Here is a 9,085-nt window from a genome sequence, read left to right as displayed (position 1 = left end):
CTCTCGTTATTCTTTATGATCGTCTTTCACTTCTTCATCGCGATACTCACAACAAGGATGCACCGTTGCATACGCTTCATCGGTTGCTTTTAAATCTTTCGTATCATGACCAACCGCTGCAATACCAGTATGAATTGCATTTAAGTTCGTTTTTTCCTCGTTATAAATAAGTTGCAATTCATGCGTTTCTACACTCCAAATTGCAGACTTTACCCCTTTAATTTTAAAGCATGCTTTTTCAATTCGGTCTTTACACATACCGCAAACGCCATCTACTTCAATAGATGCTTTCGCGTTTTTGTTTTGCGCAAAAGTTGCTGTACCAACAAATAATAAAACGAGTAATGCTATTGTTTTTTTCATAATAATCTTCTTTTTTTTATTTCCACGAAGGTGGAAATCTTTTTATTAAACTTATTTTTATTTTTTACTGTATTTTAAATCGTAATCCCGCGTAATAATTAGATCCATAAATAGGACCATATACAAATGTGGTATCAAAATTTGCGCCAAAAGGATCGTCTGCTCCTAAAATAGGATTGTTCTGTCTTACATTGGTAACATTTTCTCCTCCTAAATATACTTCAAATTTTGGAGAAAACACTTTGGTTACTTGCAGATTTAAAGTTCCTACTGTTGGTGAATATTCGGAAAGCTGATATTGCAATGGATTAGATGCGGTTGACGAAAAACGTTGTTTACCTAACCAATTAAATGTTGCATCCATTTTCCAATGTCCTGTTTTCCCTTCTTTAATAGGTGTTTCATACGATGCATTTGCAAAAAATCTATTTTTAGGAACAAGTGGTTTTTCTAATTTCTCGGAACCATATTGCGTTTGTACATCATAATATTTATAAGCCAATCGCAAATCGAAATTGGTAAACATATTATAATTCATTTCTATCTGAAAGCTATTCGCATAACTATCCCCTTCTAAATTATAGAAGTTTACTTCTTGCGGATTTTCATAATCTACAACCACTTGATTCTGGAAATCTGTTCGGTAATAATCTAAAGTAATGTCTGCTTTTCTATTAAATAAATTAAATCCTTGTAAAAAAGAAACACCATAATTCCATGCTATTTCTGGATCTAAACCATAGATTTCCCCTCCAGAATTTAAAATATTAAAAGTTCTAGAGGTAGAAAATATACTTTGATTTTCGGCAAAAATACTAGCACTACGTTTTCCTCTTCCAAAAGAAGCTCTTAAAGCAGATTTTCCCCAAGGTGTATATCGTGCATGTACTCGTGGCGTAACAAATGTGCCTAGCAAATTATGAGCATCTACACGAATTCCGGCAGTAACGTTTAGGTTCTTTAAATTATCATATGCATATTCAAAAAAGGCACCAAAATCCGCTTCATTTCTTCCGTAATCTACCGTGTTTACTAATTCGTCATAATGATCGTAGGTATAACTAATTCCGGTTTTAAACTTACTTCTAGAATCCCCAATAATCGAGTTATAAATTATTGTAGAATACAAACTGTTTTGGGTAATATCATAGGTATTCAATCCAAAATAAGAATCTTGCGCATGACTACTAAAAGCTGCTTGCACGCTAACACTTTGCCAAGGAATTTGTGGATTTACATAACCCAACTTTGAAGAAACCTCATATCTTCTTGTGTCAATTTCACTTCCCCAAGCGTTAGTTGTTCCTCTATCTGTTTTAGGATCAAAATCGATTTCTCCAGTTTGCTTTTCATCATTTAAAAATTTAAAATTAATAAAGCTTACTAGACCTTTTTCTTGGTTGATATATTGCCAACGGTTCATTAGATTTATTTGATTATACAAAGGCATATCCATAAATCCGTCATCATTTACATCATGCTTTTCATTATGGGTATTCCCGTGTAAATATATTCCTGTATCCCATTTTTCACTTACTTTAGTATTAAAGTGTGTATTTAATTCTAGACGCGTATTACTTGCTCCATAAAGATTCACGAATAATTTATCATCGGATGCAGGCTTAACCAATTCGGCATTTATTTGGCCAGCAATACTTTCATAACCATTAACAACGCTTCCCGCACCTTTTGTAATTTGAATACTTTCTACCCAAGTTCCAGGAATAAAACTTAATCCGAAAGCTTGAGATGCGCCACGAATGGATGGTATATTTTCGGTAGCAATTAATAGATATGGACTTGTTAAACCCAGCATTTTAATTTGTCGCGTTCCAGTAACTGCATCTGCAAAATTCACATCAATAGATGGGTTTGTTTCAAAACTCTCCGACAGATTACAACATGCCGCTTTTAACAGTTCTTTACTGCTTACCGTAAAGGTATTCGTTGCATTCAAATAAGATTTTGCAGTTGCCTGTTTTCTAGAAGTTATAGTTACTTCTCCTAAATCACTCTTAGATTCTAATAGAATTTGAACCTTTTTCGCACTATTAATCGTTAAAGTATCGGTTTTAAAACCAACATAACTAATTACTAGTTTTTTATAGGAAGTGTTATACGGAATACTAAAGTTTCCGTCATAATCGGAAGTAGTACCAACAGAGGTATCTAGCCAATATACATTTGCTCCAAATAAAGGAGACTGTTCATTTTTATCATTGGCTTCCATAATTACGCCGCTAATTTTGTCTTGTGAAAAAATGGCAAGAGGAAGCATTAATACTATATATAATATGTTTTTCATAGGTTTTATTAAGTCCATAGATTGTTCTATGTATACGGAAAAGTTTGCGCATACGTGTTTACTTCCATAAAATGAAAGCATCGATAATCACTTAATAAATCAAATTAAAAAAGTATCGTGAACCAGCTGAAGATCTACAACTAGCCTTGGCGGAGCATAATCTTTATGAGGAATAATTTGCGTTGAAAAATCTTCAAAAAGAGTGCTATACGTGTAGGTAAATGCTGTTAAAAATAATTGCTGTTCAAACTCTAAATCGTCAATAGTTTTAATCGTCAAATTCTTTTGACCTTGCACTACATCAATCTCATTTTTACAACAACTCTTTTTTGTGATTACAGCTTTTTCTAATGCTAAAGTATCCTTTCCGCAATCTTCTCCTTCAGAAAAAATGGAAACATCTACCAAAACATCACCACAAAAATGCTTTTCAATAGTAAGAGATACTGTTGAAAATAGCACTAAAAAGGCTAATGTTATAGAAAAACTGGTATGTAAAAACTGTTTTATCACTTTGCAAAATTACAAAAACAAAGTTTAAAAACCTTGTTTTGTAGGACCATTAACAATTTTACTCCTGCCGTTTATAATTATAGAATGCAGGAATTAAGAGCAATAATATTAATGGCTGAATTAAAAATCTTCGCACATTAAAAAACAAATAATAATCTTCTTGTCTCGGACTTATTACAAAATACAAGAATAACACTAAAAGTATCACTAATGCTAGTGCGTATATAATAACAGAAAATTTAACGATGCTTTTATCTCTAAAAAGAACAAATAAAATGGCTAAAGAAATCGCAGAATTAATTACATATCGTAAAACCGTAAACATGGTTAACTTAAAGGCTTCTTGCCTTGGCGAGTCTAAATACAAATAATCATTCTTAAAAAAAGACAAATATGGATCATAAAAAATGTGTTCTTCAAACACGCGAATTAATATGAGTAAAACACCCAAAACCAACAACATACCATATTTTGCTAATTTATGCATCTTGCTTCTTAATTTTAGAAAAACGATTCACCCAAACTATCCAGAGTAAACAAACCATACCATAAATAATAGCAGGAAAAATTACAGTGTGTAAAATATCTTTTCGCCAAGGATAATGATATAAACCAATGGATAGGATTACAATTCGAACTAAATTAGCAATATAAATTAATACACTTCCTGCTAAAATATAAAGCGCTGTAGTTTTAAACTTACTGCCAAATGCTATAATAAAGGATATAAATAAAATAATAATACTTACCGAATTACAACCTTCTATAACTCTAGCCACATATTTTTCGTTAATAATTAATTTTAAAGAAGCTTCTGTAGGATGTGGTATAAGCGAAACTCTGTAATCTAAAGCGCTTAATATTTCCTTACTTTGTTTTCCTACCAAATTAGTCATGTAATCTGGATAATAATCTTCTCCTGAAGAATATTGTAAAAACAATTTATAGCTAAAAGTTAAAACGGCATACACCAATAAAAAGGTTACTATAAATTTTATTACCGACTTATATTTTATAAAAAGTTGTTTCAATATTTCTTTTAGTTTACAAGGTTAAATTTATACAAAAAGCGATTAAGTTTATTGGTTTTTAAATACTTTTGTAAAAAGTTTTTAAAGAAATGAATTTCGAGCAATTAAAACCAGAGATAACAAAAATAATTAACACCAAAGAAACGTCTGTAGATGATAGATTATTATCTATTTGCACACTTCTTGACGAAAATATCACGTACTACAATTGGGTTGGTTTTTATTTTAAAAATGGAGATAAAAACGAATTAAAGCTTGGTCCTTACGTTGGTGAGCCAACAGATCATATTATTATTCCTTTTGGAAAAGGTATTTGTGGTCAAGTTGCTGTTAGTAATGAAAATTTCGTGGTTGCAGATGTTGCTGCTCAAGATAATTATATCGCTTGTAGCATTACGGTAAAAGCAGAAATTGTAATTCCTATTTTTGTTAATGGCGAAAATATAGGACAAATAGATATTGATTCGAATACTCCAGATCCTTTTAACGAGGCAGATGAGCGTTTTCTAGAGTTTGTTTGCGCGCAAGTTGCTAAGATCTTATAACAGAGTAACAATTAAAATTAAAAAAAATCCTCAAGATTCATATATAAATGAATGCTGAGCATTTTTTGTGTGTTTATAATTTAAAAGCAAGCTTCGTTAAAACCTACATTCCGGATCTAATAGCTTCTACAGGATCTAATTTGGAAGCGGAAAGCGCAGGAATAACTCCGGAAACCAAACCTATAATGGTCGAGAGTATAAACCCTAGAAACATATTACCATAAGACAAGATAAACTCAAAGCTATCGGTAAGTTGTGTCATTAATATAGATACTAGCCAAACTAAAAACAAACCAACTAAACCACCTATTACAGCTAAAATAACTGCTTCAAACAAAAACTGAAACAGAATAAATCGGTTTTTTGCTCCTAGTGATTTTTGAATTCCTATTAAATTCGTTCTTTCTTTTACACTAACAAACATAATATTAGCAATACCAAATCCGCCAACTAAAAGAGAAAAACCACTAATAATCCAACCCATAAAATTTAGTTGTCCGGTAATATTATCTATTAAATCGGTAAAACCTTGCAGCTCATTTACAAAAAAATTATTTTCTTCTCCTGCTTTTAATCCTCTAAAGTTTCTCAATCCTTGTGCAATAACCGCATTAAACTCCGATAAATCCACACCAGATTCTGGTTTCACTACAATAGCAGGGAAAGCTATTTTATTATTATCCCCTAAAAGTCTTCGTACAAAGTTTACAGGTAAAATTGCCGCGGTGTCTTTAGAGCCTCCAAATAAACCAGAGCCTTCTTTTTTAAGCACCCCGATGACTGTAAATTTTCTTCCGTAAAGGCGAACTATTTTTCCAATAGGATCTAAATTACCAAACAAGCTACTTGAAATTTCATCTCCTAAAACCACCACTGGCGAACCAGAATCAGATTCCGATGCATTAAAAAAGCGACCTTGTTCTATTTGTAAACTTTCAATATCATAATATCCACTAGTTACTGCAGCCATTTCTACATTTTCAACTGAAGCTCCTTCATATTTAATGGTTTCCGGATTTACATTTAACGAGAAAGATGCAGCTTCTACATTCGGGATTCGATCTTGTATAAATTGATATTCTTCATACGTAACATCTGGAAATTGTTCTCTTTTCCATTGCGGAATCGTAGATGGACCAAAAGAAAAACGCATAATATATAAGGTACTATTATCTAAAGAACTAATACTTCCTTTTATATCATTTTTTAAAGAATCTACCGCCGCTAAAACTGCTATAATAGAAAATATACCAATGGTAACACCAAGCAAAGACAAAAAAGTTCTCAGCTTATTGTTGGTCAAGGCACTAATAGCAAAAGAAAAGCTCTCTTTAAAGAGACGTAAATACAGTAACATATGCAGTAAATATTATACTTTTTTAAAGTGATATAAAGGTAAGACGTTTTTATATATTATTTGTTACAAATAAATGAAAACAAATTACAAGAACAAAGTTGTTAATAACTCCTTGTTTTAGTTGAAAAAACAAATGTAATTTCACTTATTAAAAGCACTTTATATTACTATTTTTGCAGCCAAACAACACAACAACAATGAGCAACAGTAAAACAATTAAGTCTGCACTAATTTCGGTTTTTAGTAAAGATGGTTTAGAACCAATTGTAAAAAAATTAAATGATCAAGGAGTAATTATTTATTCTACAGGCGGAACACAAAAATTTATAAACGATTTAGGTATCGATGTCGTTCCTGTAGAAGATGTAACTTCTTATCCTTCTATTCTTGGCGGACGCGTAAAAACATTACACCCAAAAGTATTTGGAGGTATTTTAAACAGACAAAATCATGCAGGTGACGTAGCAGAATTAGCAGCATTTGAAATTCCGCAAATCGACTGTGTAATTGTAGATTTATATCCTTTTGAAAAAACAGTTGCTTCTGGAGCTAGCGAACAAGACATTATTGAAAAAATCGATATTGGTGGTATTTCATTAATTCGCGCAGCTGCAAAAAATTATGCAGATGTCATTTGCGTTTCTTCGGTTACTGATTATTCTGAATTTTTAGAATTAATCACAGACAAAAACGGAAACCTAACCGAAGCAGATAGAAAACAATTTGCTGCAAAAGCGTTTAATGTTTCTTCGCATTACGATTCTGCTATTTTTAATTACTTCAACAAAAACCATGAGATCGCTTCTTTTAAACTTAGCGAAACGCAAGGGAAGACTTTACGTTATGGAGAAAATCCGCATCAAAAAGGTTTCTTCTTTGGTGATTTTGATGAAATATTCACGAAACTTCATGGTAAAGAATTAAGCTACAACAATCTTTTAGATGTGGATGCTGCTGTAAATTTAATAAACGAATTTAAAGGAGAAAAACCAACATTCGCCGTTTTAAAACACAATAACGCTTGTGGTTTTTCACAACGTGAAACGGTACTTGATTCTTATGTTGATGCTTTAGCTGGAGACCCAGTTTCTGCATTTGGTGGTGTTTTAATTAGCAACACGGAAATAGACAAAGCTACTGCTGAAGAAATTCACAAGTTATTTTGTGAGGTTGTAATTGCACCTTCGTTTTCTGCGGAAGCTTTAGAAATTTTAAAAGGAAAGAAAAATAGAATCTTACTTATTTTAAAGGATTTTGATTTCCCACAAACGACAGTAAGAACTTGTTTGAATGGTGTTTTAGTTCAAGAAAGAAATAATAAAACGGATAGCCTTGAAGATTTAAAAGATGCTACAAACAATAAACCAACCCAAAAGGAGTTAGATGATTTAATCTTTGCATCTAAAATTTGCAAACACACCAAATCAAACACGATTGTTTTAGTAAAAAATAAACAATTATGTGCAAGCGGAACAGGACAAACAAGTCGTGTAGATGCATTAAACCAAGCGATTCATAAAGCGCAATCTTTTAAATTTGATTTACAAGGAGCGGTAATGGCGAGTGATGCATTTTTCCCGTTTCCAGATTGTGTAGAGATTGCTAAAAACGCAGGAGTTACAGCAGTAATACAACCTGGAGGATCGATTAAAGACCAATTAAGTATCGATTATTGTAATGCTAATAATGTTGCAATGGTATTTACTGGCACAAGACATTTTAAACATTAAAATCCCTTAAAAAAAGGGATCTTAATAGCAATAATAATTCCACGAAAGTGAAAAATATAAGCTTAAATAAATAGTTGAAAATCTGCATTTAATGGTGTAGATTTTCAGCTATTAAAACATTAATTTTAAAATCAAATTTAGAAAGAGTTTTACTACCTTTACGAGATGTGATTTTTTAACGTACATAATTAAAATAAAGAATGGGATTTTTTGACTTCTTAACCGAAGAGATTGCAATAGATTTAGGAACTGCAAACACTTTAATTATTCATAATGACAAAGTGGTTGTTGATAGTCCATCCATAGTTGCTAGAGATAGAATAACAGGAAAAATTATTGCTGTTGGTAAAGAAGCCAGTATGATGCAAGGAAAAACGCATGAAAACATTAAAACCATTAGACCATTAAAAGATGGTGTAATTGCAGATTTTGATGCTTCAGAGCAAATGATAAGCATGTTTATTAAAAACATTCCCGCTTTAAAAAAGAGACTCTTCACTCCTGCTTTACGTATGGTAATTTGTATTCCTTCTGGAATTACAGAAGTAGAAATGCGAGCGGTAAAAGAAAGTGCAGAACGCGTAAATGGTAAAGAAGTTTACCTAATTCACGAGCCTATGGCTGCAGCAATTGGTATTGGTGTAGACATTATGCAACCAAAAGGAAACATGATTGTGGATATTGGAGGTGGTACTACAGAAATTGCAGTAATTGCTCTTGGAGGAATTGTTTGTGATAAATCTGTAAAAATTGCCGGTGATGTATTTACAAATGACATTATTTATTACATGCGTACCCAACACAATTTATATGTTGGTGAACGTACTGCCGAAAAAATTAAAATTCAAATTGGTGCTGCTACCGAAGATTTAGATCTTCCGCCAGAAGATATGAGTGTTCAAGGTCGTGATTTACTTACCGGAAAACCAAAGCAAGTACAAATATCGTATCGTGAAATTGCGAAAGCTTTAGATAAATCTATTCTTCGTATTGAAGATGCAGTAATGGAAACACTATCGCAAACACCACCAGAATTAGCTGCAGATATTTACAACACAGGAATCTACCTTGCAGGTGGAGGATCTATGTTACGTGGTTTAGACAAGCGTTTATCTCAAAAAACAGATTTACCTGTTTATATAGCAGAAGATCCATTACGTGCTGTTGTTCGTGGTACAGGAATTACCCTTAAAAACCTAGCTAAATACAAAAGCGTATTGATTAAATAAGAGTAATACCCA

9 protein-coding genes are annotated in these 9,085 nt (G+C 32.2%); 3 read left to right on the top strand and 6 right to left on the bottom strand.

Annotated features, from left to right (window positions below):
- Positions 1-6: 6 nt before the first annotated feature.
- The 5 genes from ACVCXO_RS18970 to xrtF all read right to left on the bottom strand — a co-directional run bounded on the left by ACVCXO_RS18970 (position 7) and on the right by xrtF (position 4,212).
- A complete protein-coding gene (locus ACVCXO_RS18970; RefSeq protein WP_452231159.1) occupies positions 7-363 on the bottom strand; it encodes a heavy-metal-associated domain-containing protein in 357 nt (118 codons plus the stop codon).
- Between the two features lie 64 nt (positions 364-427).
- Positions 428-2,668 carry a TonB-dependent receptor gene (locus ACVCXO_RS18965; RefSeq protein ID WP_452231158.1) on the bottom strand — a complete coding sequence of 747 codons (2,241 nt, stop codon included), beginning with the start codon at positions 2,666-2,668 and terminating at the stop codon, positions 428-430.
- 99 nt (positions 2,669-2,767) lie between these two features.
- Positions 2,768-3,181 carry an HYC_CC_PP family protein gene (locus ACVCXO_RS18960; protein WP_452231157.1) on the bottom strand — a complete coding sequence of 138 codons (414 nt, stop codon included), beginning with the start codon at positions 3,179-3,181 and terminating at the stop codon, positions 2,768-2,770.
- A 58-nt stretch (positions 3,182-3,239) separates the two neighbouring features.
- Positions 3,240-3,668: an exosortase F system-associated membrane protein gene (locus ACVCXO_RS18955; RefSeq protein ID WP_452231156.1), complete on the bottom strand. Its 429-nt coding sequence runs from the start codon at positions 3,666-3,668 to the stop codon at positions 3,240-3,242.
- Positions 3,661-4,212: an exosortase family protein XrtF gene (gene xrtF / locus ACVCXO_RS18950; protein ID WP_452231155.1), complete on the bottom strand. Its 552-nt coding sequence runs from the start codon at positions 4,210-4,212 to the stop codon at positions 3,661-3,663. The genes ACVCXO_RS18955 and xrtF overlap by 8 nt, the downstream gene beginning before the upstream one ends.
- Before the next feature lie 89 nt (positions 4,213-4,301).
- On the opposite strand from xrtF, the gene ACVCXO_RS18945 reads away from it, so the two are divergent.
- On the top strand, positions 4,302-4,757 hold the full coding sequence (locus ACVCXO_RS18945) for a GAF domain-containing protein (RefSeq protein WP_452231154.1): 456 nt from the start codon (positions 4,302-4,304) through the stop codon (positions 4,755-4,757).
- Positions 4,758-4,860: 103 nt separating this feature from the next.
- Here ACVCXO_RS18945 and ACVCXO_RS18940 read toward each other — a convergent pair whose 3' ends face one another.
- Positions 4,861-6,114 carry an ABC transporter permease gene (locus ACVCXO_RS18940; RefSeq protein WP_452231153.1) on the bottom strand — a complete coding sequence of 418 codons (1,254 nt, stop codon included), beginning with the start codon at positions 6,112-6,114 and terminating at the stop codon, positions 4,861-4,863.
- A 197-nt stretch (positions 6,115-6,311) separates the two neighbouring features.
- Here ACVCXO_RS18940 and purH point away from each other — a divergent pair, with 197 nt between their 5' ends.
- Positions 6,312-7,844: a bifunctional phosphoribosylaminoimidazolecarboxamide formyltransferase/IMP cyclohydrolase gene (gene purH / locus ACVCXO_RS18935; protein WP_452231152.1), complete on the top strand. Its 1,533-nt coding sequence runs from the start codon at positions 6,312-6,314 to the stop codon at positions 7,842-7,844.
- A gap of 200 nt (positions 7,845-8,044) precedes the next feature.
- On the top strand, positions 8,045-9,073 hold the full coding sequence (locus ACVCXO_RS18930; RefSeq protein WP_452231151.1) for a rod shape-determining protein: 1,029 nt from the start codon (positions 8,045-8,047) through the stop codon (positions 9,071-9,073).
- Positions 9,074-9,085: the final 12 nt, after the last annotated feature.

This window comes from Lacinutrix sp. MEBiC02404, from assembly GCF_053601575.1.
Note: the sequence above shows the minus strand (reverse complement) of the source record. Positions and strands in the feature narration are given on the sequence as shown.

Bases quoted from the DNA above. Each gene is read 5' to 3' on its own strand.
- ACVCXO_RS18970 (WP_452231159.1), bottom strand. From the start codon at position 363: ATGAAAAAAACAATAGCATTACTCGTTTTATTATTTGTTGGTACAGCA.
- ACVCXO_RS18965 (WP_452231158.1), bottom strand. From the start codon at position 2,668: ATGAAAAACATATTATATATAGTATTAATGCTTCCTCTTGCCATTTTT.
- ACVCXO_RS18955 (WP_452231156.1), bottom strand. From the start codon at position 3,668: ATGCATAAATTAGCAAAATATGGTATGTTGTTGGTTTTGGGTGTTTTA.
- ACVCXO_RS18945 (WP_452231154.1), top strand. From the start codon at position 4,302: ATGAATTTCGAGCAATTAAAACCAGAGATAACAAAAATAATTAACACC.
- ACVCXO_RS18940 (WP_452231153.1), bottom strand. From the start codon at position 6,114: ATGTTACTGTATTTACGTCTCTTTAAAGAGAGCTTTTCTTTTGCTATT.
- purH (WP_452231152.1), top strand. From the start codon at position 6,312: ATGAGCAACAGTAAAACAATTAAGTCTGCACTAATTTCGGTTTTTAGT.
- ACVCXO_RS18930 (WP_452231151.1), top strand. From the start codon at position 8,045: ATGGGATTTTTTGACTTCTTAACCGAAGAGATTGCAATAGATTTAGGA.